The organism is Asaia sp. HumB (assembly GCF_030263835.1).
In the GTDB taxonomy this organism is placed as follows: Bacteria; Pseudomonadota; Alphaproteobacteria; order Acetobacterales; family Acetobacteraceae; genus Asaia; species Asaia bogorensis.
This window is the reverse complement of sequence record NZ_JARPML010000001.1, coordinates 121,716-147,526: the sequence shown is the minus strand read 5'-3', so window position 1 is coordinate 147,526 and position 25,811 is coordinate 121,716. Positions and strand designations below refer to the sequence as shown.

Here is a 25,811-nt window from a genome sequence, read left to right as displayed (position 1 = left end):
CATCATGGCTAGACTAGGCGCCTATCCGCGCATTGCGACGCTCGACGGGTCGGGAGTGATTGTGATCGAGCAGCAGGGCTGCACGCGCTCGATGCCGCTTGGCGATATCGCGGCCGTCGTGCCCGAAAAGGCGGCAAGCGGGGTGGCCGCCTGGAGTGTGGCAGACGAGACGCAAAGCCCGACCACCGCCACGGCCTATGCCTATTATGGCGAGGGCTGGCGCATGGCGGGCGTCAATTACCAGCCCAGTTTCGTCATGGAACTGGAAACCGTGAATATGGGCGGGGTGGCGGCGGGCATGTCCACGCCCTATCATCCGAATTGCGGCGGCGGCACCTATGCTATCCAGATCGGATCGGGTGGCGGGCAGACGCAAGGCTCCAGCGATGCCGAGGCCGGTATCGTGTTCGTGCGCAATCCGTCCCGGCACAAGAGCGGCATCATCTTCGCCAATGACAGCTTGACCGGCACGGACGGGACGGACTGTTACGGCACAGCCATAGCGATGGGCACGCGCCAGGGCATCGAGTGGCGCACGGGCGAGACACGCGAGAACGTGCAGGGCCTCGATTTAGGGGCCATGCTGTTCTCGACCGTGAGCCAGACGAAAAAAGGCCAGCGCCTGCAATTCTCCGATGACGGGATGCTGATCACCAATATGGCGGGACAGCTAATCTTCTCCATTTCACCCAATGCCTCGCCGACGAACACGCTCAACATTCAGGCGGGTAGCGGACAGGCGGCGGCAGGGCTTTATGTGCAGGAAGGTCAGGGAGGCTCGGCCAATCTCGGCCTCTATCCGGCACCGGGCGGCGAACTGCAGATTGCAAGCCCGGTCACAGGGCAAGGGGCCCGCCTCTCGCAAAACGATCAGCCTGTGCAGTGGCTTCATATCAACGTCAACGGCCAGTCGCTGCGCCTGCCTTTGTTCACCCCGGAACAGGCGGGAGGCTGATCCATGGAAGCCATACTCGATTCGGGGCAATGCCCGATCACCGACAGCACTGGCAGGCTGTGCGCTTTCGGGTGCGACAATGCCTTTCTCTCGGCCCGGCTGACGGCTTCGGCCTTCATGCCCGATCTGCCGGTGAGCAACCTCGCCACCCCGCAGGGTGCGCCCGCGACGGCCTGGCGTGCGCCGGGGCGTGTAGCCTCGGTCACAATCGAGCCGGGCGGCATGGTGGACTGGCGGTGTTTCTCGCTGCACCGCACCAACCTGACCGCCACCGCGCAATGGTCCGTGAAGATCTGGCGCGGGGCGACATTGGTGCATGATTCGAGACTGCTGGCTGCTGACGTGCGCGACGGGCAAGCGATCATGATGCTGGACGCTGCAACACCGGGCGACCGGGTGACGATCCTGATAGCCGATGCGCAGAACCCTGACGGCTTCCTGTCCATCCCACTGGCCTATGCCGGGCCACTCTGGCAGCCGCAGCGCAATATGGCCTGGAGCAGCGGCGAAAGCGCCGAGAGCGGGGCCGATACGATTACCAGCCTGTCCGGCGTCGAATACGTCACCTTGCGCTGGCAGCGCCGCGTCTTGCGCATCGAGCACCAGTCTCTCGGCATCGAGGAACTGCCGCAGATACGCGCCATGCTCGCCCTCGGGCGCACAGGCGCAAACATCCTGTTCCTGCCCGATCCGGGGGCGGGCACGCGCAGCGGCGATGCGGTGTTCGGGCGCATCGAGGCGGGCGAGATCACCTCATCGGCGGGGGCGGCCAATCGCCGCGCCCTCACTCTCACGATAAGGGAGCGATTATAATGGCGATGCTTGGCAATTTTGTGCTAGAAACCGCGAACAATCCGGGAACAGGCGATTTCATCCTGAGCGGTGCGCCTGCCGGGCGGCGGGGCTGGTCCGGCGCGTTTCCGGATGGCGAGGTCTATTACTTCGCCGATGACGGCACCCAGGCCGAATGGGGCATCGGGCGACTGACCCACGGCATCCCGGCCAGCATCTCGCGTGACACGGTGATTGGCACCACCCAGGACCGGGCGGTGAGGCTCAATTTTACCGGCACCACGCTTGTCTATTCCGCCCTGCCTGCCGAGGCCATGCCCGCGCCCGTTGTGCAGGGGGCGAGCGTGGTGGCCGACCGTTCGTAGAAGGCGCAGAGCTTCACGCTGAGCAGCGTGGATGTGACCCTGACCGGCTCTGCCCTGCGTGCCGAATTCAGCGCCACGCTACGGATCAACGATAACGGGGCCAATGACACAACGTGGCAGGTGGCACGGGTCATCGTGGCCGTTCACACAATCGACGCCCAGGGCAATGCGTCTGCCCAGCCCATTGCGGCCTCTGGCAGTAATGTGCGGCTCGACCGTTTCTTTTTCCTCGGCGCAGGGGCCACGATACTGGCCCATGCCTCTGCAGGCACGACGCTGCGCCTTGTGGCCAGCGTGCAGGCGCTCGGCAGTTCCAGCGGCTCAACCTTGTTCAGCATGGCGCTGCAGGACGGGGCGCTGACCTGGCTCACCAGCTGAGCCATTTCCTGCCCCAATCCGGGCAGGTTTCCCGCTATGGGATTACCGGAGATCACATCATGACATGGCGACCCGTCGTCAACATCCTGCGCCCCGAGGCCATCGGGGGCGGGGCCTTTGCCTGTGCGCAGAACGCACTTGTCTGGCCCTCTTCCTCGCTCAAGGGGGGCGGCGATTACAGCGTCGATTTCGACAAGCTGCTGTCACCGGGCGAGTTCATCACGTCCTTTCGTTTCGAGGCAGGCGGTGCCGATCTGGCCTGGACCAATCTTTTCGGCAATATCGTCACCGCCTGGATGCGATGGAAGGCCCCCGGCACGCAGAGCGTGACCGTCTGTGCGCTGACAAGCGAGGGCAACAGCAAGCAGGTCGAGGTGAATATCACCGTCAGCCCGCGTGAGGCCCTGTTTCCGCTTGACCTGCCCGACAGCCCCGACGCGCCCACGCAATCGGGCGGCAAACTCTCCAGCGAGGCGATGGATAGCTGGCTGCGCGCCTTGCCGACCGCGCCGCCCGAGAACGGGTCCGGCTGGTACAATAATGCGGGTATCCCGACCCGCCTCGGAGATCTGACATGAAGCGTTTCATCCCTCTGTCCCCTGCCCTACTAACCGGGTTTGCCCTGATCGGCGCGGTAGCCCATGCCGAGCCCCAGTTTGCGCCGCCGGGCGGTCTGTCATCGGGTACGCGGGTCGGCACGCAAGGCGCGACCCTGGCCACCATGCAGGACGGCATCGAGCGCAATTCCCGCGACATTCAGACCCTGGGCAAGACCGGCGCCACGAAAGACGATCTGACAGCCGCAGTGGCCGGATATCTACCCGTGAAGGGGGGCACTCTCACAGGCAGCCTCACCGCATCGGGCGACCCGCAAAAAGGGTTTGTGGTAACCGACCCGCTCCATGCGGATGTGAGTTCGCGCATTGCCTATCATGCCAATACGGGCGAATTGTCGATTGAGAACAATACGGGCATCAACAACGCCCTCGCCATCAAGACCACCAACGAAAACGGCTTTGCCGCCCTGGCCTTTGTCGGCCCCGACATGAGCTACAACGACAATTTCGAGCACGGGGCGGTCGGCTGGGGGCCAAAGCTGAAATACGGCCCCGATGTGGGATACGATTATTTCGAGATCAGCCGGTTCACCTATGATGGCACGTTCAGCCGTCAGCCGGTGCCGTTCATGTGGCAGAGCACGGGCACCCAGCTTATCCCCTGGGGCATGACCACGGCTTATGGTGTCGTGACCAAGGGCAGTGCCACGATCACATGCGTTGGCGGGTGCACCTTCCCCGGCGATACGGGGCAGATCCTGGACACGCCCGCAGAATATGGCCTGTTCCCGGCAGGGACCACCATCGTCTCCGGAGCAGGCACCAAGACCATGACACTGAGCAAGGCCGCCCTTGCCTCATCGGCAAGCGCCACGGCGGGAACCTATTTCCGGTTCAGCACCGCCGAGGGATCGCAGCATGATTTCGTGGTGATGACCCCGATGGGGAACATCGACTATTTCCGGTTCAGCGATGCGAAGTGGGGCAATTTCACGAACGCCCCCTATTTCTCGATTGACCGGGTGAATGGTCGCCTTGGCGTGGGCAACCCGCTGCCGGCGACGCCGCTCGATGTGTCCGGTGCGATCCTGTCCAACATCTCGGGTGCGACCAGTCTCAACGCCTATTCCGGCAATGGCGCGCTGAACGCCCAGGTGACGCCAGGCGTGGCAGGGCAGAAGAACATCCTGCACGGCTACGCGGTGAACACGAACCAGTTCAACCTGAACTGGGAGAAAGACCCGCAGCGTATTGCTGTGCAGGATGCCAACGCCAACGCCAATATCTTCGAGTTCCGCATGGATGGCAGCTGGCAGAGCCAGCAATATGCCCACCCCGTGGACACGGTTACGGCGAATACGGCCCTGAGCAATACCGCGCAGTGCGGGCGAACGATTGTGGTCAATGCGTCCTCGGCGGTGACGATCACCGTGTCGAACTGGACGATCATCGGCTGTCGCATCACCGTTACCCAGACCGGGACCGGGGCCGTTACGCTTGCCCCAGGTGCGGGGCTGACACTCGGCAGTTATGGCACCCAGGCACAAACCGGCCCTTACACCCTGCCGGGCCAGTATGCCTCTGTCGTGATCGAGGCCAAGACGGCCAATCTTGTGACCGTCGAGCGCGGCCAGTAATGCCCGCCCGCCAGAGGCCGGGCACCTGCACCACAACTGAACCGGGGCCGATCATGCCTGAAAACCTCACCCCGCAGCCCTGGTGGGTTGCGGTTCTCGGTGGCCTGCTCTTTACCATCCGATGGCTGATCGGCTTTGGGGCATCGAGCGCGAAAGTCACGATCGCGTCGCAGCAGGAGGAGATAGCCCGGCTCAATGCGCGGGTAGACAAGCTGGAGGCACGGGAAAAGGTCAATCTCGAGTTGATTAACGAACTGCGAGCGCAGAATGTTCTATTGCGAGAAGCGCTTGATGTCCGGGCAACGAGGCTGACTGAATAGAAAAAACTCAAGGGGTGGCGTTCAGAGTGCTTTGGCCTGCCCGACAGATGTCTCCCGCCGTTAATCTACTTGCGTATGAGAACCGCTTTTTAGAGAGTGGAAATTATAAAAATCGAGGGGAGAATCAGAGGTTCGCGCGCCATCCTCTCTAGGCTCAGGACCCATTGATTTAAGCGGCATGATGTGATTCAGGCTCCCTCAAGGAGACTGAAGATGAGAGACCTGTATTGGCTGACGGACGGGCGGATGGAGCGTCTGCGGCCGTTCTTTTCCAGGAGCCACGGTAAACCTCGCGTCGATGACCGCCGTGTGCTGAGTGGGATCATTTTCGTGAACCGCAATGGCCTGCGCTGGCGTGATGCGCCCCGGGAATACGGTCCACACAAGACACTCTGCAACCGCTGGAAGCGCTGGAGTGCAATGGGGATCTTCATCCGCATGATGGAAGGACTGGCCGCCGGAAAGGCAGAGCCTCAGACCATCATGATTGATGCGACCTATCTCAAGGCACATCGCATGGCGTCGAGCCTGCGGGTAAAAAGGGGGGGTCAGGCCGCCTGATCGGGCGCACCAAGGGGGGGCATGAATACGAAGTTGCATGCTGTCGCCGACCGGAACGGACGTCCGCTCGACTTCTTCATGACAGCGGGCCAGATCAGTGATTACACCGGTGCTGCTGCCCTTCTGGACAGTCTTCCGGCAGCCCAATGGATGTTGGCAGACCGGGGCTATGATGCTGACTGGTTCAGGGATGCCCTGGAGGAAAAAGGGATCAAACCCTGCATTCCGGGACGGAAATCCCGCGGGAAGCCGGTAAAATACGACAAGCGGAAATACAAAGGCCGCAATCGTATCGAGATCATGTTCGGAAGGCTCAAGGACTGGAGACGGGTCGCGACACGCTATGACAGATGCCCGACCGTCTTCTTCTCGGCCATCTATCTCGCCGCAACCGTCATATTCTGGCTATGAGTCCTGAGCCTAGCCCAGCGTGACTCACAGCGGAGCCGCAGCAGCATAACGATTGGTGTAATTGTCGTTGCCGATAAATATGCACGACACAATCATATGCGGGTTTCCAAACTCACTCCGGCTTTGCTAAAGATACGGATATGTAATATCTTACGTGAGGAACTGCGGATTTGAGTAAAGTTGCATATAGCCTCAACGAAATGGATCCAAATACGTTCGAGCATATGGCCAATGCTCTTGCCATAAAAGTGCTGGGTTCCGGCTTAACCACGTTTGGCCCAGGTTCCGACGGAGGCCGTGACGGTTGGTTTCACGGGGAGGCCCCGTATCCCAGCGACGTCGATAGATGGAGCGGCGAGTGGTATATTCAGTCCAAATATCATCGACCAAATTTATCTACAAATCACAATAGATGGCTAATAAATCAGGTAAAAGATGAAATAAAAGAATTTTCTTCTTCAAAAAAAATCTCGTTCTTGGCCAGACAATTGGATTATTGTTACTAATATAGATTATTCCGCAACTCCGAAAACTGGTGTATTTGATTCAATTAAAGCACTTATAAAAAAAGCAAATCCTAATCTTGTCGATCGTTTCAGCATATGGGGTGGTGATAAGATCAAAGCGCTTCTTTCGATCCACCCCGAAGTCGCCGAGCATTATGGCTCCTTTATAACGCCAGGGAACGTCCTTGCCAGGCTTCACAGTGATCTCGCCGACAGTAAATCAAGTATCAAAGACATATTGAGATATCTGATAGTATCACAATTCATAGATCAACAATTCACAAAACTCGAACAAGCTGGATCTAGCGCAGATAACCGGCCTGGAATTCAGAAACTTTTTAGAGATATTCCATTTGTTTCGTCTGGGCTGCGAACTGAGTATATGACTGCCAATGTGCTCGCCAAAACACTCGCGCGAAATCACCGCATAGAAGCCAACGCCGACTTGCAGACCTGGCAGGATTGGCAGCGACGCCCGAACAGGGCACGCGTTTGGTTCATAAAAGGGGGGCCGGGGCAAGGAAAGTCCACAATTACCCAGTATATTTGTCAAATACAGAGAGCTGCGCTAATACTGAACGATAGCAGCACAAAGATCGCGACCAAATTCAAGCCAGCAATCAATGAAGTAAAAGCAATCTCTGAGAAAAGTGGACTATGGCCGAAATCCCCCCGCATTCCAGTGTTATTTGAGCTAAAGGAGTACGCTAAATGGATAGCTCGAGAAAATCAAAGTTCCTCTTCGCTACTCTCTTATCTCTCGGGACGCATTGAGGAAGCCTCTGGGCAGAAGGCGCTAGCTGGTACAATCAAACGTGCGTTTTCCGCATCAAGATGGTTATTCGTGTTTGACGGCATGGATGAAGTACCTGGCGATGTGAAAGATAGGATTGCAAAAGAAATAAATCATTTTGTTGATGACCTTCTCGTAGACTGCGATGCAGACGCTCAAATTGTGTGCACATCGAGACCCCAAGGGTACTCAGGGCAATTCGACGACCTAAGTGCTGCAGATATAAAACTGACGAATCTCAACCCGACTCAAGCGCTCGAATGCGCCACACCTATATTAGAGATAGATCGTTCATCGAGTGAGAGTAACCGACTTTGCTCCATCCTGTCTGAGGCCTTAGGTTCCCCCGCAATTAGGGAAATCATGACAACTCCACTCCAGGCACATATCATGGCAGTCGTTGTTCGCGATGGGGGAAGACCCCCGGAGAAAAAATGGGAGCTATTTTCTAATTTTTATAAGGTAATAAATAAGCGCGAAGCTGATAAATCGGCTGATAAAAAACTTACTTTGCTTCTGCGCGGAAACGGCAAACTAATTAAAGCGCTTCATAACAGACTAGGTTTCGAGCTACACTCTAAAGCAGAGGCGAGCGAAGGCGCGCAGGCTTCAATAGATCGAAAAAACCTAGTCAGAATTATTGAAGAAACTGTGAAGATATATCAACGGGAAGATATTGAAAGTACTGTAAGAAATCTCGTGGAGGCGACTACGGATCGACTTGTACTCGTTAATACACCTGAAAATAGTCAGTCTGTTCGTTTCGACATAAGACCATTACAAGAATTTTTTGCAGCAGAGTATATTTATGAGAGTGCGTCACATTCTACTTTGTCAGACCGTGTGAGGGTGATCGCATCCGACTCTCATTGGCGAGAAGTCTTACATTTTTTACTTAGTGCTCTGATAGAAAACGAGCGGCGTTCTGAACTGGCGCAGGTAATCCAAGTTCTCGCAGAGGTAGACGACCCTGTATCAAAGGAGACGCGGCCATTCGCGAGACGATTAGCTATTGGAGCCCAAACTGTGGCCCGACTCTTGCAGGAGGGAGTTCTGGAGGAGGATCAAAGAACAAGGCAAGCATTCAAGGCGTGCATTCTTCCGCTATTTGCTACAACAGATTGCTGGCAATCGGTACTCGCAGTCAATAGAGCGCACAGCCGACGATGGGTGTTGGAAATCATAAGCGAAATTATGCTAGACCAGGTCGAGGCCGAGAATATAGGTGCCGCTGCAGCAGCTTGTTATCTCATCGACGTAGACACGAAACAAGCTCGTGAACTTCGTGTTGCCTTTTTGAGTTCTAGTATGCCTTACCGCGCCTGTATTTTTTCCATGTTAAATTCCCAAAAAAGGCCTTTTAGCGGCCGAAGGGAGCGGGAGCTCACAAATTGGGGGGCGGATGTCATTCTGCGTACTCTGCTCGATCCCAAATGGACCGAACTCGGCAGAATTGGCGTGCGGGATGCCTACCAGCTACTCGAGGGAGAAGCCGGCTACGATGCAATAAGAGCGCTTAAGCTTTCACACGAAGCGACGAGCGTTATTAAAGCTATGCTTGACACAAGGCTCAACGCTTTCGACCATGAAAATCGAAGAGAACTCAAGTACAACTCACTCAATGTCGCGTTGGACCGTGCTCCTAAGGAACTCAATGCGAAGGAATGGAGCGAGGAAACGTTCCAGGAGTTATATACAACCGGATCATTCGTGAGAGTTGGTGCGCTTTTAGCGAAAGCAGCGGCAATGCCTGATGTCGGATCAGCATGGTTGAACGAAAACCATCCTACTGACCTAAAGTATATTTATCTTCTGCCGAGAAGAATGCTGACCTACGTATCTCCGGAGGCGCAGATCGACTTGCTTCACTCAAATGGTGATATTTCGCTGAGTCAGAAATTCATCGAGCATGAAAATAAAGGTCGGCTGCGATCTATATCTTTTATGTACAATACCGACTTTAAACAACGGTTCTTCGAAGTTATACAAAAGGTTCCCGATATCGCTATCGATATTATTAAAAACTTTGACCTTAGTATCAATACAGAGAGTGAACCGTACTTGCTGTCAGATCAAAAAAGCGCCCTTGCGCTTTTGGAACTTTTGAGGACAAGTCGACAAAGTACGCTTCGATGCTGTTCTATCTGGGGACGTCTCATACAATTTATGCCATCTTATGAGGTCGAACTTAGGAAAATATTTTTAGAATTTGCAACTGAGGGGATGACATATTATTCTCAATTCCGTGGAGATCTCACACCGTTCGCGATCCACCTCCCCGATGAGGCGCAGCTACTTCCTTACGTTGTAATAATGATCATTCAAGCCGCAAGTGGTCCGCATAATGATCGCCGCCATGCCCCTGATCCCCAAAATTTCCACATGAGTCAGGTTAGTCGGGTTCTCTCGCGAGCGCGGGAGTTCTGTTCGGATAGTACGTCACTCCACGATATAGCAAATAACATGCAGCATTCGTTCGCGGTGAGAGCAGCAGCTAAGGTCCTCAATGCCTTCAGCGTTGAGAATCATTCCCTTATATCGATACAAGATATCAGAGCGCTTGCCGCCTTATACGGTGAAGAGACCCGAACTTGGTTCCTCTTGGCGTTTAGTCTGATACTAAATGATGCAATCGAAGGAGATAGGCAAGACGCCAGGATAGAGCTGAGCGCTTTACTTCAAATTAGCCGAGAAAATTACCCATCTCGTCAAGAATTACATCCCATCATTGATAAATGGCGCGAGATAACTCGGACACCCGTTCTAAAAAGTTCGCAGCAAATCTGGACATAACACCAAGCACGATCATATTCGACGCAGTGTCACATTTCCTTCTTGTCTAGGCTCAGGACCCATTGATTTAAGCGGCATGATGTGATTCAGGCTCCCTCAAGGAGACTGAAGATGAGAGACCTGTATTGGCTGACGGACGGGCGGATGGAGCGTCTGCGGCCCTTTTTTCCGAATAGCCATGGAAAACCTCGGGTTGATGACCGCCGTGTGTTGAGCGGGATCATTTTCGTAAACCGCAATGGCCTGCGCTGGCGTGATGCGCCGCGGGAATACGGTCCACACAAGACACTCTACAACCGCTGGAAGCGCTGGAGTGCTGTGGGGATCTTCATCCGCATGATGGAGGGACTGGCCGCCGGAAAGGCAGAGCCTCCATCATGATTGATGCGACCTATCTCAAGGCACATCGCACGGCGTCGAGCCTGCGGGTAAAAAGGGGGGGTCAAGCCGCCTGATCGGGCGCACCAAAGGGGGCATGAATACGAAGTTGCATGCGGTCGCTGACCGGAACGGACGTCCGCTCGACTTCTTCATGACAGCGGGCCAGATCAGTGATTACACCGGTGCTGCTGCCCTTCTGGACAGTCTTCCGGCAGCCCAATGGATGTTGGCAGACCGGGGCTATGACGCTGACTGGTTCAGGGATGGCCTGGAGGAAAAAGGGATCAAACCCTGCATTCCGGGACGGAAATCCCGCGGGAAACCGGTAAAATACGACAAGCGGAAATACAATGGCCGCAACCGTATCGAGATCATGTTCGGAAGGCTCAAGGACTGGAGACGGGTCGCAACACGCTATGACAGATGCCCGACCGTCTTCTTCTCGGCCATCTGTCTCGCCGCAACCGTCATATTCTGGCTATGAGTCCTGAGCCTAGCATAGTTGATCCAAGGCAATGGCGACTCCAGCCTATGTCTTTCTGAATATCGCAATAGACAGTATGCGCACCAAGTGGCGGCACCCAGCCTTCATGCCATCAAGCCCTGAACAAAATCTGCAAATTGCCTTGCCTTTGCGGTCGTCATTCTCCCCGTGGGAAAGACAGCCCAAAGGTCGATATCAGGCAAAGACCATGCCGGAAGCAGGCGCGTTACGGCGCCGTTCTCCAGTTCAGGGGCAAACATCCAGTCCGAGGTGATGGTCAGGCCCATATCAGAGAGTATGGCTGCCCGCAGGCCTTCGGCAGCGCTGACCCTGAGACGCCCCGCAACGGACACCGAGACGGCCGAGCCGTCCCTGTGAAATGACCAGACATTAGGGAGCTGACTGTAAACGATCGCGTTGTGATCAGCCAGATCGGCAGGGACGAACGGCATGCCCGCACGCGCCAGATAGGCTGGTGTGGCCAGCACCGAACGTTTTCCCGTCGCCAGCTTGCGCGCGACCGCTGAGGAGTCGGCCAAAGCCCCCATACGCAACGAGATATCGACCCCCTCGGCCACGAGATCGATCATCCGGTCATCAAGCAGAATATCCACATCGAGCTGCGGATGCGCATCGAGAAACGCTGGTAGCCGCGGTATGATGTGCAATCGTGCAAATGTTTTCGCCGCCGATACACGCAAACGCCCGGACAGACCGCTCCCCGCACCACGCGCGGCCAGCTCCGCTTCGTCGGCTTCCTGGAGCGCATTGCGTGCGCGTTCATAATATGCCTGCCCTGCTTCGGTGGGTGTAAGGCCATGAGTGGAGCGTATGAGCAGGCTGACCTGCAGCCTCGCCTCCAGCTGTGCCACGATTTTCGACACAGCGGGCTGACCAACATGAAGCTGCCGTGCCGCTGCTGAGAATGAACCCGTTTCGACTACACGCACGAACGTGGTCATCGCCTGATGTCGGTCCATCCTATTCCTCCCGGGAATGATGCTTATCGCATCGAGCTATCTGCCATGCCCAGTGAAACAGAGGCAAACCAGGCCTGCAACCCGGTCAGCATCGGGGAAGGATGGAGCAGGCTTCAGGATGATCGTTCATTTCACCAACGCCGTATCAACACGACCGATGTCGCATTTCATCTCGGCCTATCAGCTCACGGGTGACCTGCCACAAGCCATGGTCGCTGCCCTTCTTCCGGCGCTCTCCGCTCTCCTTGCAAAACCTGATGGAGGAACCGCTCATGATTGAGGTCTATGCTTTCGCGACGCCCAACAGCGTCAAGGTGACCATCGCGCTGGAAGAGCTCGATCTCGCCTATGCGCTACACGGCATCAATATCCGGCAAGGCGAACAGGGTACCACGGCCTTTACGACGCTCAATCCCAACCAGAAGGTTCCCGTACTGGTTGATCACGACGCGAAGGATGAGAAGCTCGTCCTCACCGAGTCAGCAGCCATACTCGTGTACCTGGCTGAAAGAAACGGCCGCCTCCTCCCTGCACCCGGGGCCGAACGGGCGCGCGTTTTCGAACAGCTTTTCTTTCACGCCTCTGCCCTAAGCCCCGCCTTCGGCCAATCGGGTTTCTTCCAGCGTTTCGCCAGCGAGAAACTGCCTCTCGCGATCGAGCGCTTCGACAAAGAGGCAAAACGCGTCCTGCATGTGCTCGACACCTTGCTGGTGCACCGGGATTTCGTGGCAGGCGATCATTTTACTATCGCCGATATTGCCCATTTCGGTTGGCTCTGGCGGCGCAGTTTTCCCGGCCTCACCCTCGATGACACCCCTCATATCGCCCGCTGGTACGAGCGGATTGCGGCCAGGCCTGGCGTTCAGCGCGGTATCGCCCGGGTTGAGACGCTCGCCGCCCCAAACTGATCCTTTTCTGATCGCTCCGAGGTTCTTCCCATGAACAAACTTTTTACGCCCTTCAATGCCGGGGCGCTGTCGCTCGGCCACAGAATCGTCATGGCACCCCTTACGCGCATGCGGTCGGACCATACTGGCAAGGCCAATGCCCTCATGGCGCTGTATTACAGCCAGCGCAGCTCACCCGGCGGTCTTATCATTTCAGAGGCAACACCCGTTGCGCTCGAAGGATACGGCTATGCCGGCGCGCCGGGCATCTATGACGACTCCCAGATAGACGGGTGGCGCAAGGTGACCGAAGCCGTTCATGCACGCGGTGGCAAGATTGTCATGCAGTTGTGGCACGTAGGGCGACAGTCGCATCCTGATCTGCAGCCAGGTGGTGCAGCCCCGGTCGCGCCCTCTGCAATCAAGGCAGAAGGTGACGCCTATACGCCCAGTGGCCCTGCCCCGTTTTCCATGCCGCGTGCCCTTTCGCTGGAGGAAATTCCCGCGGTGATCGAGCGGTTCAGGGAAGGTGCCGCAAGGGCAAAGCAGGCAGGTTTTGATGGCGTGGAAATTCATGGCGCCAATGGCTATCTGCCCGACCAGTTCCTGCAGGACGGTACCAACCACCGCACCGATGAGTATGGTGGCCCGATCGAGAACCGCGCCCGCTTTCTGTTGGGAGTGACCCAGGCAGTCATATCCGTCTGGGGGGCAGACCGCGTGGGTGTTCGCCTGAGCCCAAGTGGCACCTACGGCTCGATGTCAGACAGCAACCCCAAAGAAACCTTCGGTTACGTGGCGGAGCAGCTGGACAGGCTCGGCATCGCCTATTTGCACGTGGTTGAGCCCCGCATCAAGGGCACGGAACTCATCGCCGAAAGCGAGCCCGTGGCCGCGCGTGATCTGCGCGAGAGATTTCGGGGCACGCTGATCGCGGCAGGTGGGTTCGACAAAAACAGTGCCGCAGCCGTGCTCGCATCCGGTGATGCCGATGCCGTCGCCTTCGGCCGGCATTTCATCAGCAATCCCGATCTTCCTGAGCGCCTGCGCGAGGACCTTGCTCTGACAAATTACGACCGCTCGACCTTCTACGGCGGCGATGCTCGTGGCTACACCGATTATCCCTTCTTCGACGCCTCGACAGCAGAGCAATAACCACCGCGGTTATTCCACCAGGGAATGACCATTAGTCGTCCCTGCCATCATCCCTCCGGTACGGCGACCTCCTATCGTCAGATCCGTCACCAGATTTCGAGGAAACGAACCCATGACACTTCAGGCAAAGCTCGACGCCTTCAAGACCGATTTCGAAGCCGGAAAGCCCCCCTATAACGTTCCGCATAGCGTCATCGAAACCATGCACCGTGCCACCGCCGAGCTGGTTGCGTCCGGCGCTGCGGAAAAAGCCCTCAAAGCCGGAGACAAGGCACCCGTTTTTACGCTGAACGACCCCGAGGGTAACCCTGTCTCTTCTGCTGATCTTCTGGCCAAGGGGCCCTTGGTCATCAGCTTTTATCGCGGTGTGTGGTGCCCTTACTGCAACATGGAATTGCAGGCTCTCGAAGCGGCACTTCCCTCATTTCGTGAGCTTGGCGCCCATCTGATCGCAATCTCCCCGCAAACTGCGGTGAACAGCCGAAAATCAGTCCGCCAGAATGAACTGCAATTTCCGATCCTGTCTGACACGCATAATGACGTCGCCGCGCAGTTTGGCCTTCGCTTCACCCTGCCTGATTATCTGATTGAGCTTTACAAGAATCTCAAGAACGATCTGCCCGGTTTCAATGGTGACGACAGCTGGACGCTGCCTATGCCTGGCCGCTTCGTCATTGGTCAGGACGGCGTCATTCTCTATGCCGAGGTCAACCCGGATTATACGCGTCGCCCGGAACCTGCCGACATGCTTCCTGCCCTGCGCCACGCTACCCAGTCGGCCGACTGATCGCTCCATCCATACCGCCCCGGCTCGCGCAGGGGCGGAGTTTTTCACTGAGGATACGGAGAGAGATATGCGCTCCAATGACATGAGCAATCGCTTCACTCGCCATTTGATGGGTGACGAACAATCCGCCAAGCTCATCGCGGCATCACAGTCAGGCACTTTTGGCGCAGCCATAGCCGGGTATGCAGTTGATCATGTTTTCGAGGACATCTGGACACGTGAAGGGCTCGATCAGGCGCGTCGAAGTCTCATCACCATGACCGTCATGGTTGCGCTGCGCCAGCCCCATGAATTCGGCCTCCATATGGGTTTTGCGCTCGATCACGGTATGAAGCTGAAGGAAATAGAGGAGGCTCTGATACAGATGCTCCCTTATGTGGGCTTCCCCGCCATTTCGGGTGTCATGCCTGTCGCTGCGAAGATCATTGCTGAGCGTGGACTCGACAAAAGCGAAGAGTATGAAGGCCATCGCGGTCTGCTCTGAGCCCTCACCCAAGTACTGTACCCTGCCGGTAGAACGGGCCTCGTCTCGCGCTCCCGATGACATCCAGCCTGCGGCGTTCACGAACCTCTCTGCGCCCCTCTCGCGCTTCGTGAGTACTTCACGGCAATCTGCCTTCGAAAAGGAACAGTTATGACGAAACTGCATCGAAAAACGGCTCTTGTGACCGGAGGGAGCAGCGGGCTCGGACTTGCCATCGCAACGCGTTTCATCGCTGAAGGCGCATTTGTCTATATCACCGGTCGGCGACAGGCCGAGCTTGACCGGGCTGTAGCGGCATTGGGTAGTCAGGCCGCCTCTATACAGGCAGATGTCAGTCTGCCCGGCGATATCGAACGCATGGTGGAAACGATACGGCGTGAACGTGGGCCTATCGATATCCTGGTCGCCAATGCCGGTATCGTTCTGCCTCAAACACTCGAACAGGCAACACAAACCAATTACGATCGGACGTTCGATATCAACGTGGAAGGCCTGTATTTCACGATCAGCAAGGCACTTGGCCTGTTGCGGTCTGGCAGCTCAGTCATCCTTGTCTCATCCATCGCTGCCAATAAGGGTGTGCCTGGCTATGGCACATACAGCGCGAGCAAGGCTGCAATACGCAGCCTGTCCAGAACCTGGACGGCCGAACTGGTCGAACGCGGCATACGGATCAATACCCTCAGCCCCGGACCGTTCGACACACCAATCATGGACAGTCAGGCCGATACGCCGGAAGGTGCCGAAGCCGTCAAGCGTCAATGGGCTGCAGCCGTGCCCATGAAGCGATTGGGGCAGCCAGAGGAACTTGCTGCGGCCGCGCTCTTTCTGGCTTCTGATGAAAGCAGTTATGTTGCAGGCATTGACCTCATTGTCGACGGTGGTGCGGCCGCGGTCTAGGGCTCCGCGATAACCACAGGATTGCGATCACCAGTACGGTGGAGCGTCAGCAGGACACGCCCATACTGCCAATCAGACTGACATGGTTTCGCAAGGGTGAGCTATCATGATCCGTTTTTATTTCCATCCCACGCCCAACCCGGCGAAAATCGCCCTCATGCTCGAGGAAATCGGTTTGCCCTATGAGGCCATACCGGTCGATACCCGCAAGGGTGATCAGCATGACCCGGCGTTTCTCGCGATCAACCCCAATGGCAAGGTGCCTGCCATTATCGACACCGAAGGTCCTGCGGGCCCGGCAACACGCGTGTTCGATTCCAATGCAATATTGATCTATCTTGCTGAAAAAACCGGGCAATATCTCGGGACCCCCGCGGACCGACCTGAATTGCTGTCATGGTTGATGTTTATCGCATCCGGGCTTGGGCCTTTTTCCGGTCAGGCCGTGCATTTTCAGCATGCAGCGCCCGCCGGGCTGGACTACGCCGTCAATCGATACAGGCGCGAGGTCGAACGACATTACACAGTTCTCGACCAGCACCTCACGGACCGCCGTTACATCGTGGGCGATACTTTCACGATTGCCGATATGTCTGCCTGGGGCTGGCTGGAGCGTGCGCCCCGTGTGCTCAAGGAAGATTATCCGCTCGAGCGCTGGCCTGCACTTGCTCGCTTCATGCACGACATCAACGCCCGTCCGGCCGTGTCGCGCGTGCAGGCGCTCATGAAGAGGCACGCATTCAAGACAGATATGGACGATCAGGCACAACGGGCCCTCTTCCCATCCAATTTCCCTATCCACAATCGGGAGCAGCGCTCATGACCGCGTCGAAAAACTATACACCGCCCAGCGTCTGGACATGGGACAAACAGAATGGCGGCAAATTTGCCAGCACCAATCGCCCTGTCGCCGGGCCGACGCATGAAAAGAACCTCCCCGTAGGGCATCACCCGCTCCAGCTGTACTCACTGGGTACGCCCAATGGGGTAAAGGTGACGATCATGCTGGAGGAACTCCTGGCCCTGGGACATGAGGGGGCGGAATATGATGCCTGGCTGATCCATATAGGGGATGGCGATCAGTTCGGATCGGGCTTTACAGCCATCAACCCGAATTCCAAGATCCCGGCGCTGGTCGACCAAAGCGGGGGCACCCCCCTGCCCGTTTTCGAATCAGGATCGATCCTGCTTTATCTTGCCGAGAAATTCGCGGCTTTTCTGCCTCGGGATGTTCCATCGCGTACGGCCTGTCTGAACTGGCTTTTCTGGCAGGTCGGCAGCGCACCCTATCTCGGCGGCGGCTTTGGCCATTTCTATGCCTACGCCCCTGAGAAGATCGAATATGCAATCAACCGGTTTGCCATGGAGACCAAACGCCAGCTGGACGTTCTCGACCGGCAGCTTGCCAGGTATGAATATATAGCAGGCGACACCTATACAATCGCCGATATGGCAATCTTTCCCTGGTATGGCGGCCTTGTTGAAGGCTGGCTCTATAATGATGCTGCACAGTTTCTTAGCGTTCAGGAGTATTCCCATGTGCAGGCGTGGTCAGCCCGGTTACTCGAACGCCCTGCTGTCCAGCGGGGCCGGATGGTGAACAGGCTCTCAGGCCCGCTCTCTTCCCAGCTTCGCGAACGCCATGACAGCTCGGATTTCGAGCTCAGAACGCAGGACAAATTGCCGAAAGACAGCGCGATCTGATCGGTTCCACCCCGCCGCATCGGGCGATGCACCCCGCATCGCCCGGAACTACCAGCGTATCAGCCACGGCAATACCAGACGCGTGCCGCAGGCCATCAGCGCACAGGCCAATGAATACCAGACGACGAGATAAAGCGGGTCATCGAAGGGGCAGGCAAGAGCAAAGACGAGCGCACCAAAAGCCGCGCCGGCAATGCCAGTGACCCACGCCGTTCCGCGCACATCAACCGGTGCGCCGCGGCGCACGATAACACCCAGCGCGAGGACAGCGGGCAGAGCAAGCTCTACGATCTTGCGTGCACAGACCATGCCGTGCACCGGATCAAGCCTGAGCCATAAGGCCTCTGGCTCAGCCTGAAGCGCATCCACAAGCCAGCCAAGAGCAAAAAGTACAAGAGCGGTCACGCCCAGCCGACGCAGCCCCTGCCGGGGCGAACGCGTCGGGTCGAGCGAGACCAGCGCCGAAGCAACGCCCAGCCCGACGATCAGCAGCAGTCCGATTGCCTTCCACCAGAAGCTCATCATGTGCATGGCATGGGGCATGTCAGGGCGCATCAGGCCAAACCCGAGCACTGCACCGATCTCGACCCCGGCGAGAACCGCGAGGGTCAAGGCATCGCGCCAGAGCGAGCGCCTCCGGACGGGGCGAAGATCGGTTACAAATTGCTCGATCAGGGGATCATTCACCATCGTTGCCTCCCATCACCAGCGTGCTCATACGACTCAACCCGCGATGGATATTGACCTTCACCAGCGTCGCGGATTGCCCTGTGCGACGTGCTGCCTCCTCTATGCTCAATCCCTGCAACTTCACCAACCTGATCGCTTCTGCTGGCCCCGGCTTCAACTGCGCCAGAAGCTTTTCCAGTGCATGAGCCGTGGTCACCTGTTCCTCGTGATCGCCCACAGCCACCGTCTCATCAAGCAGGGTCGTTTGTGTACGCCTGGCGGCCCGGAGGCGATCAATCCATTTGTAACGGGCAATCGCCGCAATCCACGGACCAAATTTCTGAGAAGGATCGAAGGTGTGACGCTTCTCGTGCACCGCCATAAGGGTGTCCTGCACGGCATCATCGACCATTGAAAGCGGCAGGCGTTTGAGGAAAAAACGGCGCAACCATGCCTGTGCCTCGCCCAGCACCAGGCGATAAGCCTGTGCATCTCCTGCCTGCGCGGCCTCCATCCAACGGCTCCAATCCGCTTCTGTCAAAAATCTGCTGCCTTCATGCGTGACCGGAGATCATTTCCTACCGCTATCATTTGACATACGTAAAGACCCGGGTGCCGTAGAAAGTGCGAGGACTGGCTCTGTCCGCCAGCTTGCCGGGAAGCTGGCACGCAGTGCGTCCAGCCGCGGGGCATCATAGGTCTCGATGTAGATATTATGCGGATAACGCGCCGCAAAATTCTGATGCTCTCTTTCCGCCCCGGTAAACGCCTTGTCAGGCTGAACATGCGTTGCGATGGGCTGGGCAAAGATGTGGGCGGCATCGAGTTGCGCGATATAGGCCTCTGCCTCGCGCGCCTGTTGCGCTGTGCGCGTAAAAATGACGGAACGGTATTGTGGCCCCGTATCGGGGAATTGCTGGTCGATCTGCGTCGGGTCCAGTGCCACGGTGAAGAATATCCGCATCAGCGTGCCAAAGCTGACGAGTGTCGGATCATACTCAACCTCAACCGATTCCGCATGACCGGTATCGCCTTCGCTGACGCGTTCATACTGGGCCGTGTCACGCGCACCGCCGTCATATCCGGCTCGGGTGGCTGTGACGCCTCGCACATGCTGGAATATGTTCTGCACCCCCCAGAAACACCCTCCCGCAAAAACGACGCTGGATGGGGTCATCCCCGGACGGGAATCATCGGGGGGTGCCGTCATCTGCCCGATGGGTTTGTCGTTACCGGTCTCTGCCACGATAACGGGCTCAGGCAAGGTCGGATAGGCAGACGCCCTTGAAGTGACCTCGTCCAGAATTCCATAAAGGCTGAATGTGGCGAGCGCGACGCCAAGCACGTTTTTTCTGATCATCATGCGAACTTTCAGACTGGCCTGAAGGTAAGGGCTGCACCGTTCATGCAGTAGCGCAATCCGGTCGGTTGGGGACCGTCATCAAAGACATGGCCAAGATGACCAGCACATGTCGCGCACCGTACCTCCGTGCGCTCCATGCCAAGACTGTCATCCCCACGCTCCTGAACAGCATGGGGCAGCGCTGCCGTGAAACTTGGCCAGCCCGTCCCGCTTTCGAACTTGCTGCGTGAGTCAAATGCCGGCGTTACGCAGCCTGCGCAGGCAAACCGCCCCTGTCGGTGTTCGTTCAGGAGCGGGCTGGACCAGGGTGCCTCGGTGCCAGCCTCGCGCAGAATCTCGAATTGCTCCGGTGTGAGCAGGCGCCGCCATTCAGCAGCACTATGCTTCACGCGATAAGGTTCTGCGCCCCAGGCGCGGCCCGACAGAGCCAGACAGACCGAAGCAAAGCAGAATTGTCGACGCGATGTCATGAACTTCACCCTTTTGCTGAATTTCACTCCATCCTTCGTGCCGCACCGTGCAGAGGTTACGGGCAGCCACAATGTTTTTGTTCGTTCCGTGCCGTAACTTTTAGGGGCCTGCGCACGAAGGAAGCTCTGCCAGCCTCCAGAAGACTCAGGGAACGAACTGCCATGTCACGATCGCGACGCGCGCCCGCACCGATCATACGCCTCACCCATTGGGCAGGTGCGCTTGCGATGCTCGTCATGATCAGCAGTGGCTGGCAGATCTACAACGCCTCCCCCATCCTGAATTTCGAATTCCCCGCTGCCATCACCCTTGGAGGCTGGCTTGGCGGCGGCATTGCCTGGCATTTTGCTGCAATGTGGGTGCTGATGGGGGCGGGGCTGGTTTACGTTGTGTATGGCGCCGCAAGCGGGCATTTTCGCAACGACCTGCGCCCCGCAGGACCGCGACCTGTGGTGAGGGATATTGGGCAGGCCCTGCACCTGAATCTCTCCCACAAGGCCGGTCACTACAACGCCGTGCAACGTGCGCTCTACACGGGCGTGCTTATGGTGGCTGTGCTGACGGTCACGACGGGCCTCTCGATCTGGAAACCCGTGCAACTTGGATGGCTGACCTGGTTGTTCGGAGGCTACGACATTGCCCGGTGCATCCATTTTGCCATGATGAGCCTGATTGTGGGCTTTCTTCTACTTCATGTCGCGCTTGCCCTGATGGTGCCTGCCACCTTGTGGGGCATGGTGTTCGGGCGACGCATGCCAGATAGCGACAAGGAGAGCGCATCATGAGCCCGCCGAAAATCGACCGCGCCGGTGTCGCGCCTGAGTTGCGCAAGCTCGAACGCAGGCTCTTCCTGCGGAACAGTCTTTCGCTTGGTGGGCTTTCCCTGCTGTCAGGCTGCGCACTGGACGATAATGCGTCGGTGGAACACGCCCTCAGCCTGATGTCACGTTTCACCGACCGGATGCAGGCGCTTCTTTTCAGCCGTCAGCGCCTCGCAAGGGAATTCGACCCGTCACGCATCACACATCCCTTTCCATTCAATGCCTATTATGACGAGAGCGACGTAAGGCTCGTCGAGACTTCATCCTGGCGGCTGGAGGTGAGCGGGCTTGTTTCAGACAAGAGCCCCTGGTCGGTCGCCCGGTTTCGCCCCCTGCCGCAGAAAAGGCAGATCACGCGACATATCTGCGTGGAGGGGTGGAGCGCTATCGGAGATTGGTCGGGGGTTCCGCTCTCTGTATTCCTGCAGCATGTCGGGGCCGATCTACGGGCAAAATATGTGAATTTCCACTGTTTTGATGATTACAGCACGAGTATCGATATGGCGACGGCACTTCATTCGCAGACAATCATGGCGCTGGATTTCGGCGGGACTCCTCTCCCTCCTACCTATGGCGCCCCGATGAAGATCCGTATCCCTACAAAACTCGGCTATAAAAACCCGAAATATCTCGCCTCCATCGAGGTCACAAATCATTTTCCGGGCGGATATTGGGAAGACCAGGGGTATGACTGGTTCGGCGGTTCATAAAAAAGCACACAGGCATGTAACCTGCGGCAAGGCTGAGGCGAAAGGAGAGTTATCGGAAGCTGGCGCGGCCATTTTCCGATCCTTTAAACCGATCCAGGAATGTATTCATGTCTTTCCGAACACTCGCACTTGCCTGTGCCTTTTCTTCGGCAATGCTGCTGGGAGCCCCTGCCTTCGCTCAGGACACCATGCCACAAGGGACGATGTCGCAGGGCTCAATGGCACATGACAACATGTCCCACGGCGACATGTCCTCAGACAGCATGAAGCAGCATGCCATGACGAATGACGAAATGGCGCCCCACGGGATGTCGAAGCGGTCCATGGGCAAGCATGGCAGCATGATGAAGTCAGAGGGTATGGAAAAGAAGAACAAGATGAGCAGTGCGATGAAGCACGACCCGATGGAACATGACGCGATGAGCGATGACTCTAAAGGCGACATGGCAAAGCCGAACTAAGGGCCAGACGCCTGTGGCCAAAAGCCACAGGTCGTCCCTTGGGGGCGTAATCGAGTTCTGGTCCTAGCGAAATGCCAAACAGCGCCGGGGCACGTTAGAAAAAGGTGACATCAGAAAGCTTTCGCCTTCGCTGCCGATGAGCTGTATCCCATAGGATAATACGAGTAGCTATCGTGTCAGATGTCCACGCAAGGCATCGATAAAAACACGAACCTTGGAGGATAGGCTGCGATGTGCCGCATAGACGGCATGTACCTCCACCGTCTCCGCGTCATAGTCTGGGAGCAGTCTCGCAAGTCGCCCTTGCTCGATTAAGGGGCTTGCCAAGAAGGCAGGTAGACGTCCGACCCCTCCCCCGTTTTCGAGGACGACCTGCAGGACGGCAGGCTCCGGTATGACGGATCGAACAGCGACAGGTACGCGATGCTCGCGATCAGAGCGATCCCTAAAACGCCAGATCGACGGTTGATCGGTCCACCCAAGCAACTCGTGATCGGCCAAGTCGTGTGGCGTTTGGGGCCTACCTCTTTCCAAGAGGTAGGCCGGGCTCGCGCAGGGCCATAATTCGATCCTCCCCAGCTTGCTGGCGAGCAGGTCAGAGTCAGCCATTGCCCCTATCCGGATTGCCACGTCGACATCCTCCCTCGCCAGATCGACGATCCGGTTCTCAGCTTCAAGATGGACGCGCAGATCAGGGTAGTCTCGCAGAAAATGCGGCAGCATTGGCGCCATCAGTCCGATTGCGAATGTCGTTGCTGCGCTGATTTTTAGAACGCCTCGAGGTTGCCCCGTCACCCCATCGAGGGCCGCGGTAGCCTCATTCAGATCGTCCATGACGCGTCTAGCATGGATCGAGAGTATGCGCCCGGCCTCTGTCAGTCTGAGGGCATGCGCGCCGCGTTCGAACAGCTTCGCCCCTATTTCTATCTCCAGACGGGACAATGCCCGGCTGAGCGATGATTTAGGTGTTCCCGTGACGCGCGAGGCTGCGCTGAGGCTCATGGTCTCCGCGATGCGCAGAAAGCTGCCGAGATCATCTGAGTTCATGGGGTCGTGTTCCAGATATGGAACAATGCGTCTACGATGCCGCATCTGCCTTGTCCAACGGGAACGGCTTATTGTGCCTCTCCAGTAAGGGGGCCGAGATGTCAAAACCAGTTATTCTGATTACGGGCGCAACCGGACAACAAGGCGGCGCCACGATCCGCGAGATGCGACGTCGAGGGCATTGGCACGTTCGTGCGCTTGTCCGGGATCCGCGGTCGCCAAAAGCAGTCGCTCTGGCGAAGCATGGAGTTGAGCTCGCTCATGGTAATCTGGACGACGAATACTCCCTGCGGGTGGCGCTGGAGGGGGCAGAAGGCGTTTTATCTGTCCAATCGCCCATGAAGATCGGTCCAGCTGGTGAGGAGCGACAGGGGAAGAGGCTTGCCAGCCTCGCCAAGAAGAGTGGCGTGCGGCACTTCGTCCAATGCTCCGCAGGCGGGGTAGAGCGACGGAGCGGCGTGCCCCATTTCGAGAGCAAATGGGCAATCGAGCAGCACATAGCGTCCCTGGACTTACCCTCTACAATTTTGCGTCCGGCGGCATTCATGGAAAACTTTTCGAGCATGATCTTTCGGATCACCATGCTCTCCATGATGAAGACCTATCTGAGGCGGAATCAGGCCATGCAGCTTGTCTCGGTGCAGGACGTCGCCTGGTTCGCTGCAGAGGCGTTCGAGAAACCTGATCAGTACCTTGGTCGGGCCATTGAGCTTGCAGGCGACAGCGTGACGGGCCGCTCCGCTGCATCAATTCTGAAGGATGCCAGGATACGGCCTTGCCGCAGCTTTACGATCCCCTCTGTCATGCGAAAGCGCCTGCCCGAGGACTTTCGTCTGATGTTCGAGTGGATCGCCCGAGACGGCTTCAAGGCTGATATCCCTGCTCTGCGGCACGAGTACCCAGTATTGCTTACACTCGAGGACTGGGCGCTGCAACGCGCGTAGGATAGCCGCGAACGCCTGTCGTAGTCTGCTGATCGGATCGGTCGATGCCGCATAGCGCGACAAGGAAGCCGATATTTGAAAATTGACAAGCTTCTTTTGGTTTTTGACTCCCGGTTGCCTCTATTACCGGTAGTGCGGCCAGTGGGCGCAAAATATCGAAGACCGAGCTTATCACTCAGTCAGGCCCGGAGGAATTTTAAGCGCGCGATCTCCTCAGCGGAACCAGACAGTTTTGGCTATCGGTTTTTTTGGAATGGTCGGCCTAGGGTTCAGATCGAGTGCCGCAAAGATTTGTTCATAGCACAGTGGACGTTTGTCCCGAAATGATGGGCGCAGTCGCATTCAAAACCGGAGCATAAAATTCGACACCACACGTTCGAGAGATAATCGTCTGCATCTATGAAAAGGAAGCATAGTAGTACATATGACCGACCTCTCTTTAAGGGCAGAATAGAGAGAACGATTTGTGTGAGTAGTACTATGACGATGATGATCTACGCTTCTCCTATGAGCCAGATTGCGACGACCGTGCTGCTTTTATGGAACGTAACGGCGGAAGTGAGTGGACAGTCTCCTGATTTCTTTGCAGCCCGTATATTTATAATGAAGGTACTCTAGCGAGTTCATTCTCCAGTTTCAGTCTTCGCGGGGCGCAGCACGTCCGCGCTTGATCCCCGCACGATGGGATTTGCCGTCCATCCGGCGCGCGCGCGCCGCTCTCCCCGGGCGCGTAGGGATCCTGAACGCCTGACGGTGGGCAGCTTCGCGGATCATTGTGGTCAGACGTTCGATTGCGTCCTCGCGATTGCGGATCTGCGTGCGAAAGCGCCTGGCCGTGATGACGACCACTCCATCTCGCGTCGCCCGGCTTCCAGCGATTTCCAGCAGTCGCACGCGCACCCGTTCAGGCAGGGATGCGGAGCGCGCGGTATCGAAACGTAGCTGTGCTGCGGTTGCAACCTTGTTGACGTTCTGACCGCCGGGCCCGGACGCCAGGATATAGCTGATCTCAATTTCATTATCGGCAAGAGACAAGCCGGGGAGAATGGGAATTGCCATGCCACGCTCCATAGCATGTTACACCGTGAAATACCCGCATGCGCTGTGCATGAAGCGTTCGGGCACCTCCATAAAGAGGTCGATTACCCCGCAACGTGCCCTATGCGCGTGCCGCAGGGTATCTTCCCCGAACGCACGTCATCGGCCGATAGTTCGCCCATTACAAACCAGCACCATTATTGGGATTGTAGAGAGAGGCGTTTCTATGAACCGCTACGGAGCGTTATAAGATACGTACATGCCGCGCTCGGATGTTTACTTAATCCGCAGACTGCTTCTTTGGCATTCTGTACTACAAGCGCCTTAGAGAGCTCCTGATGATGAGGAAGCCAATCCAAGGTATTGTCTGTAAGCTCTTCCTACTGCGCCGCATACAAGAAGTAAACGTAGCCTACGAGCGAAGCAGATAGCGTATCGCGTCGATCACCTCGCAACA

Annotated in this window: 27 protein-coding genes and 2 pseudogenes; 22 read left to right on the top strand and 7 right to left on the bottom strand. The window is 57.1% G+C overall.

Annotation, left to right across the window (positions count from 1 at the left end):
• Nucleotides 1–4 precede the first annotated feature (4 nt).
• The 10 genes and pseudogenes from P5689_RS00740 (at nucleotide 5) to P5689_RS00695 (ending at nucleotide 10,933) form a co-directional block, all read left to right on the top strand.
• On the top strand, nucleotides 5–955 hold the full coding sequence (locus tag P5689_RS00740) for a hypothetical protein (protein WP_285531703.1): 951 nt from the start codon (nucleotides 5–7) through the stop codon (nucleotides 953–955).
• 3 nt (nucleotides 956–958) lie between these two features.
• The gene (locus tag P5689_RS00735; RefSeq protein ID WP_285531701.1) at nucleotides 959–1,768 is read left to right on the top strand and encodes a hypothetical protein; all 810 of its coding nucleotides are present in this window, start codon (nucleotides 959–961) and stop codon (nucleotides 1,766–1,768) included.
• Complete coding sequence (locus P5689_RS00730) at nucleotides 1,768–2,112, top strand: hypothetical protein (protein WP_285531700.1); 345 nt, start codon at nucleotides 1,768–1,770, stop codon at nucleotides 2,110–2,112. The genes P5689_RS00735 and P5689_RS00730 overlap by 1 nt, the downstream gene beginning before the upstream one ends.
• Nucleotides 2,113–2,145: 33 nt before the next feature.
• Nucleotides 2,146–2,490 carry a hypothetical protein gene (locus P5689_RS00725; protein WP_285531699.1) on the top strand — a complete coding sequence of 115 codons (345 nt, stop codon included), beginning with the start codon at nucleotides 2,146–2,148 and terminating at the stop codon, nucleotides 2,488–2,490.
• A gap of 59 nt (nucleotides 2,491–2,549) precedes the next feature.
• A complete protein-coding gene (locus P5689_RS00720) occupies nucleotides 2,550–3,068 on the top strand; it encodes a hypothetical protein (protein WP_285531698.1) in 519 nt (172 codons plus the stop codon).
• A complete protein-coding gene (locus P5689_RS00715; protein WP_285531697.1) occupies nucleotides 3,065–4,684 on the top strand; it encodes a hypothetical protein in 1,620 nt (539 codons plus the stop codon). The genes P5689_RS00720 and P5689_RS00715 overlap by 4 nt, the downstream gene beginning before the upstream one ends.
• A gap of 53 nt (nucleotides 4,685–4,737) precedes the next feature.
• Entirely contained in the window at nucleotides 4,738–5,004 is a 267-nt protein-coding gene (locus tag P5689_RS00710) for a hypothetical protein (RefSeq protein ID WP_285531696.1), read from the top strand.
• Nucleotides 5,005–5,217: 213 nt separating this feature from the next.
• Nucleotides 5,218–5,976 (top strand): annotated as a pseudogene (locus P5689_RS00705) (IS5 family transposase).
• Nucleotides 5,977–6,720: 744 nt separating this feature from the next.
• On the top strand, nucleotides 6,721–10,068 hold the full coding sequence (locus P5689_RS00700; protein ID WP_285531695.1) for a hypothetical protein: 3,348 nt from the start codon (nucleotides 6,721–6,723) through the stop codon (nucleotides 10,066–10,068).
• A gap of 111 nt (nucleotides 10,069–10,179) precedes the next feature.
• A pseudogene (locus P5689_RS00695) lies at nucleotides 10,180–10,933 on the top strand (IS5 family transposase).
• Between the two features lie 104 nt (nucleotides 10,934–11,037).
• Here the strand turns inward: P5689_RS00695 and P5689_RS00690 are convergent.
• Nucleotides 11,038–11,913 (bottom strand): LysR family transcriptional regulator, encoded by an 876-nt coding sequence (locus P5689_RS00690; RefSeq protein ID WP_285531694.1) that lies wholly within the window; start codon nucleotides 11,911–11,913, stop codon nucleotides 11,038–11,040.
• A gap of 118 nt (nucleotides 11,914–12,031) precedes the next feature.
• On the opposite strand from P5689_RS00690, the gene P5689_RS00685 reads away from it, so the two are divergent.
• From P5689_RS00685 to yghU, 8 genes are all read left to right on the top strand, one after another.
• Entirely contained in the window at nucleotides 12,032–12,193 is a 162-nt protein-coding gene (locus P5689_RS00685) for a hypothetical protein (RefSeq protein ID WP_285531693.1), read from the top strand.
• Nucleotides 12,186–12,821: a glutathione binding-like protein gene (locus tag P5689_RS00680; protein ID WP_285531692.1), complete on the top strand. Its 636-nt coding sequence runs from the start codon at nucleotides 12,186–12,188 to the stop codon at nucleotides 12,819–12,821. Before P5689_RS00685 ends, P5689_RS00680 begins: the two co-directional genes overlap by 8 nt.
• A gap of 30 nt (nucleotides 12,822–12,851) precedes the next feature.
• Nucleotides 12,852–13,955: an alkene reductase gene (locus P5689_RS00675; protein ID WP_285531691.1), complete on the top strand. Its 1,104-nt coding sequence runs from the start codon at nucleotides 12,852–12,854 to the stop codon at nucleotides 13,953–13,955.
• 112 nt (nucleotides 13,956–14,067) lie between these two features.
• Entirely contained in the window at nucleotides 14,068–14,742 is a 675-nt protein-coding gene (locus P5689_RS00670) for a peroxiredoxin-like family protein (protein WP_062164577.1), read from the top strand.
• Between the two features lie 67 nt (nucleotides 14,743–14,809).
• The gene (locus P5689_RS00665; protein WP_285531690.1) at nucleotides 14,810–15,226 is read left to right on the top strand and encodes a carboxymuconolactone decarboxylase family protein; all 417 of its coding nucleotides are present in this window, start codon (nucleotides 14,810–14,812) and stop codon (nucleotides 15,224–15,226) included.
• Nucleotides 15,227–15,376: 150 nt separating this feature from the next.
• The gene (locus P5689_RS00660) at nucleotides 15,377–16,126 is read left to right on the top strand and encodes a glucose 1-dehydrogenase (RefSeq protein ID WP_285531689.1); all 750 of its coding nucleotides are present in this window, start codon (nucleotides 15,377–15,379) and stop codon (nucleotides 16,124–16,126) included.
• A gap of 106 nt (nucleotides 16,127–16,232) precedes the next feature.
• Nucleotides 16,233–16,949 (top strand): glutathione S-transferase family protein, encoded by a 717-nt coding sequence (locus P5689_RS00655; RefSeq protein ID WP_023978022.1) that lies wholly within the window; start codon nucleotides 16,233–16,235, stop codon nucleotides 16,947–16,949.
• Entirely contained in the window at nucleotides 16,946–17,830 is an 885-nt protein-coding gene (gene yghU / locus P5689_RS00650; RefSeq protein ID WP_285531687.1) for a glutathione-dependent disulfide-bond oxidoreductase, read from the top strand. The genes P5689_RS00655 and yghU overlap by 4 nt, the downstream gene beginning before the upstream one ends.
• 48 nt (nucleotides 17,831–17,878) lie before the next feature.
• Here yghU and P5689_RS00645 read toward each other — a convergent pair whose 3' ends face one another.
• From P5689_RS00645 to msrB, 4 genes are read right to left on the bottom strand one after another with little or no spacing between them, the layout of a single operon-like run.
• Nucleotides 17,879–18,520: an NrsF family protein gene (locus P5689_RS00645; protein WP_031240251.1), complete on the bottom strand. Its 642-nt coding sequence runs from the start codon at nucleotides 18,518–18,520 to the stop codon at nucleotides 17,879–17,881.
• Nucleotides 18,510–19,040 (bottom strand): sigma-70 family RNA polymerase sigma factor, encoded by a 531-nt coding sequence (locus P5689_RS00640; protein WP_025841758.1) that lies wholly within the window; start codon nucleotides 19,038–19,040, stop codon nucleotides 18,510–18,512. Before P5689_RS00640 ends, P5689_RS00645 begins: the two co-directional genes overlap by 11 nt.
• 30 nt (nucleotides 19,041–19,070) lie before the next feature.
• The gene (msrA, locus tag P5689_RS00635) at nucleotides 19,071–19,862 is read right to left on the bottom strand and encodes a peptide-methionine (S)-S-oxide reductase MsrA (RefSeq protein WP_285531686.1); all 792 of its coding nucleotides are present in this window, start codon (nucleotides 19,860–19,862) and stop codon (nucleotides 19,071–19,073) included.
• Nucleotides 19,863–19,870: 8 nt separating this feature from the next.
• Nucleotides 19,871–20,332, bottom strand: coding sequence for a peptide-methionine (R)-S-oxide reductase MsrB (gene msrB, locus P5689_RS00630; protein ID WP_031240255.1), 462 nt, complete (start codon nucleotides 20,330–20,332; stop codon nucleotides 19,871–19,873).
• Nucleotides 20,333–20,494: 162 nt separating this feature from the next.
• On the opposite strand from msrB, the gene P5689_RS00625 reads away from it, so the two are divergent.
• The 3 genes from P5689_RS00625 (at nucleotide 20,495) to P5689_RS00615 (ending at nucleotide 22,325) form a co-directional block, all read left to right on the top strand.
• Nucleotides 20,495–21,118: a cytochrome b/b6 domain-containing protein gene (locus P5689_RS00625; RefSeq protein ID WP_285531683.1), complete on the top strand. Its 624-nt coding sequence runs from the start codon at nucleotides 20,495–20,497 to the stop codon at nucleotides 21,116–21,118.
• Nucleotides 21,115–21,864, top strand: coding sequence for a molybdopterin-dependent oxidoreductase (locus P5689_RS00620; RefSeq protein ID WP_285531682.1), 750 nt, complete (start codon nucleotides 21,115–21,117; stop codon nucleotides 21,862–21,864). The genes P5689_RS00625 and P5689_RS00620 overlap by 4 nt, the downstream gene beginning before the upstream one ends.
• A 107-nt stretch (nucleotides 21,865–21,971) precedes the next feature.
• Nucleotides 21,972–22,325, top strand: coding sequence for a pentapeptide MXKDX repeat protein (locus P5689_RS00615; RefSeq protein ID WP_285531681.1), 354 nt, complete (start codon nucleotides 21,972–21,974; stop codon nucleotides 22,323–22,325).
• A gap of 168 nt (nucleotides 22,326–22,493) precedes the next feature.
• Here the strand turns inward: P5689_RS00615 and P5689_RS00610 are convergent, their stop codons facing one another.
• Nucleotides 22,494–23,372 (bottom strand): LysR family transcriptional regulator, encoded by an 879-nt coding sequence (locus P5689_RS00610; RefSeq protein ID WP_285531680.1) that lies wholly within the window; start codon nucleotides 23,370–23,372, stop codon nucleotides 22,494–22,496.
• Between the two features lie 98 nt (nucleotides 23,373–23,470).
• Here P5689_RS00610 and P5689_RS00605 point away from each other — a divergent pair, with 98 nt between their 5' ends.
• Entirely contained in the window at nucleotides 23,471–24,316 is an 846-nt protein-coding gene (locus P5689_RS00605; protein ID WP_285531679.1) for an NmrA/HSCARG family protein, read from the top strand.
• 636 nt (nucleotides 24,317–24,952) lie between these two features.
• On the opposite strand, the gene arfB is transcribed toward P5689_RS00605, so the two are convergent.
• Nucleotides 24,953–25,375, bottom strand: a complete 423-nt coding sequence (gene arfB, locus P5689_RS00600) for an alternative ribosome rescue aminoacyl-tRNA hydrolase ArfB (RefSeq protein WP_285531678.1) — start codon at nucleotides 25,373–25,375, stop codon at nucleotides 24,953–24,955.
• Nucleotides 25,376–25,811: the final 436 nt, after the last annotated feature.

What these genes read in the sequence shown, in the direction of transcription:
- P5689_RS00660 (WP_285531689.1), top strand. Translation starts at nt 15,377, where the DNA reads ATGACGAAACTGCATCGAAAAACGGCTCTTGTGACCGGAGGGAGCAGC.
- msrA (WP_285531686.1), bottom strand. Translation starts at nt 19,862, where the DNA reads ATGATGATCAGAAAAAACGTGCTTGGCGTCGCGCTCGCCACATTCAGC.
- P5689_RS00655 (WP_023978022.1), top strand. Translation starts at nt 16,233, where the DNA reads ATGATCCGTTTTTATTTCCATCCCACGCCCAACCCGGCGAAAATCGCC.
- P5689_RS00685 (WP_285531693.1), top strand. Translation starts at nt 12,032, where the DNA reads ATGATCGTTCATTTCACCAACGCCGTATCAACACGACCGATGTCGCAT.
- P5689_RS00740 (WP_285531703.1), top strand. Translation starts at nt 5, where the DNA reads ATGGCTAGACTAGGCGCCTATCCGCGCATTGCGACGCTCGACGGGTCG.
- P5689_RS00730 (WP_285531700.1), top strand. Translation starts at nt 1,768, where the DNA reads ATGGCGATGCTTGGCAATTTTGTGCTAGAAACCGCGAACAATCCGGGA.
- P5689_RS00625 (WP_285531683.1), top strand. Translation starts at nt 20,495, where the DNA reads ATGTCACGATCGCGACGCGCGCCCGCACCGATCATACGCCTCACCCAT.
- arfB (WP_285531678.1), bottom strand. Translation starts at nt 25,375, where the DNA reads ATGGCAATTCCCATTCTCCCCGGCTTGTCTCTTGCCGATAATGAAATT.
- P5689_RS00610 (WP_285531680.1), bottom strand. Translation starts at nt 23,372, where the DNA reads ATGAACTCAGATGATCTCGGCAGCTTTCTGCGCATCGCGGAGACCATG.
- yghU (WP_285531687.1), top strand. Translation starts at nt 16,946, where the DNA reads ATGACCGCGTCGAAAAACTATACACCGCCCAGCGTCTGGACATGGGAC.
- P5689_RS00720 (WP_285531698.1), top strand. Translation starts at nt 2,550, where the DNA reads ATGACATGGCGACCCGTCGTCAACATCCTGCGCCCCGAGGCCATCGGG.
- P5689_RS00675 (WP_285531691.1), top strand. Translation starts at nt 12,852, where the DNA reads ATGAACAAACTTTTTACGCCCTTCAATGCCGGGGCGCTGTCGCTCGGC.
- msrB (WP_031240255.1), bottom strand. Translation starts at nt 20,332, where the DNA reads ATGACATCGCGTCGACAATTCTGCTTTGCTTCGGTCTGTCTGGCTCTG.
- P5689_RS00710 (WP_285531696.1), top strand. Translation starts at nt 4,738, where the DNA reads ATGCCTGAAAACCTCACCCCGCAGCCCTGGTGGGTTGCGGTTCTCGGT.
- P5689_RS00715 (WP_285531697.1), top strand. Translation starts at nt 3,065, where the DNA reads ATGAAGCGTTTCATCCCTCTGTCCCCTGCCCTACTAACCGGGTTTGCC.
- P5689_RS00735 (WP_285531701.1), top strand. Translation starts at nt 959, where the DNA reads ATGGAAGCCATACTCGATTCGGGGCAATGCCCGATCACCGACAGCACT.
- P5689_RS00665 (WP_285531690.1), top strand. Translation starts at nt 14,810, where the DNA reads ATGCGCTCCAATGACATGAGCAATCGCTTCACTCGCCATTTGATGGGT.
- P5689_RS00620 (WP_285531682.1), top strand. Translation starts at nt 21,115, where the DNA reads ATGAGCCCGCCGAAAATCGACCGCGCCGGTGTCGCGCCTGAGTTGCGC.
- P5689_RS00615 (WP_285531681.1), top strand. Translation starts at nt 21,972, where the DNA reads ATGTCTTTCCGAACACTCGCACTTGCCTGTGCCTTTTCTTCGGCAATG.
- P5689_RS00690 (WP_285531694.1), bottom strand. Translation starts at nt 11,913, where the DNA reads ATGGACCGACATCAGGCGATGACCACGTTCGTGCGTGTAGTCGAAACG.
- P5689_RS00680 (WP_285531692.1), top strand. Translation starts at nt 12,186, where the DNA reads ATGATTGAGGTCTATGCTTTCGCGACGCCCAACAGCGTCAAGGTGACC.
- P5689_RS00605 (WP_285531679.1), top strand. Translation starts at nt 23,471, where the DNA reads ATGTCAAAACCAGTTATTCTGATTACGGGCGCAACCGGACAACAAGGC.
- P5689_RS00670 (WP_062164577.1), top strand. Translation starts at nt 14,068, where the DNA reads ATGACACTTCAGGCAAAGCTCGACGCCTTCAAGACCGATTTCGAAGCC.
- P5689_RS00645 (WP_031240251.1), bottom strand. Translation starts at nt 18,520, where the DNA reads ATGGTGAATGATCCCCTGATCGAGCAATTTGTAACCGATCTTCGCCCC.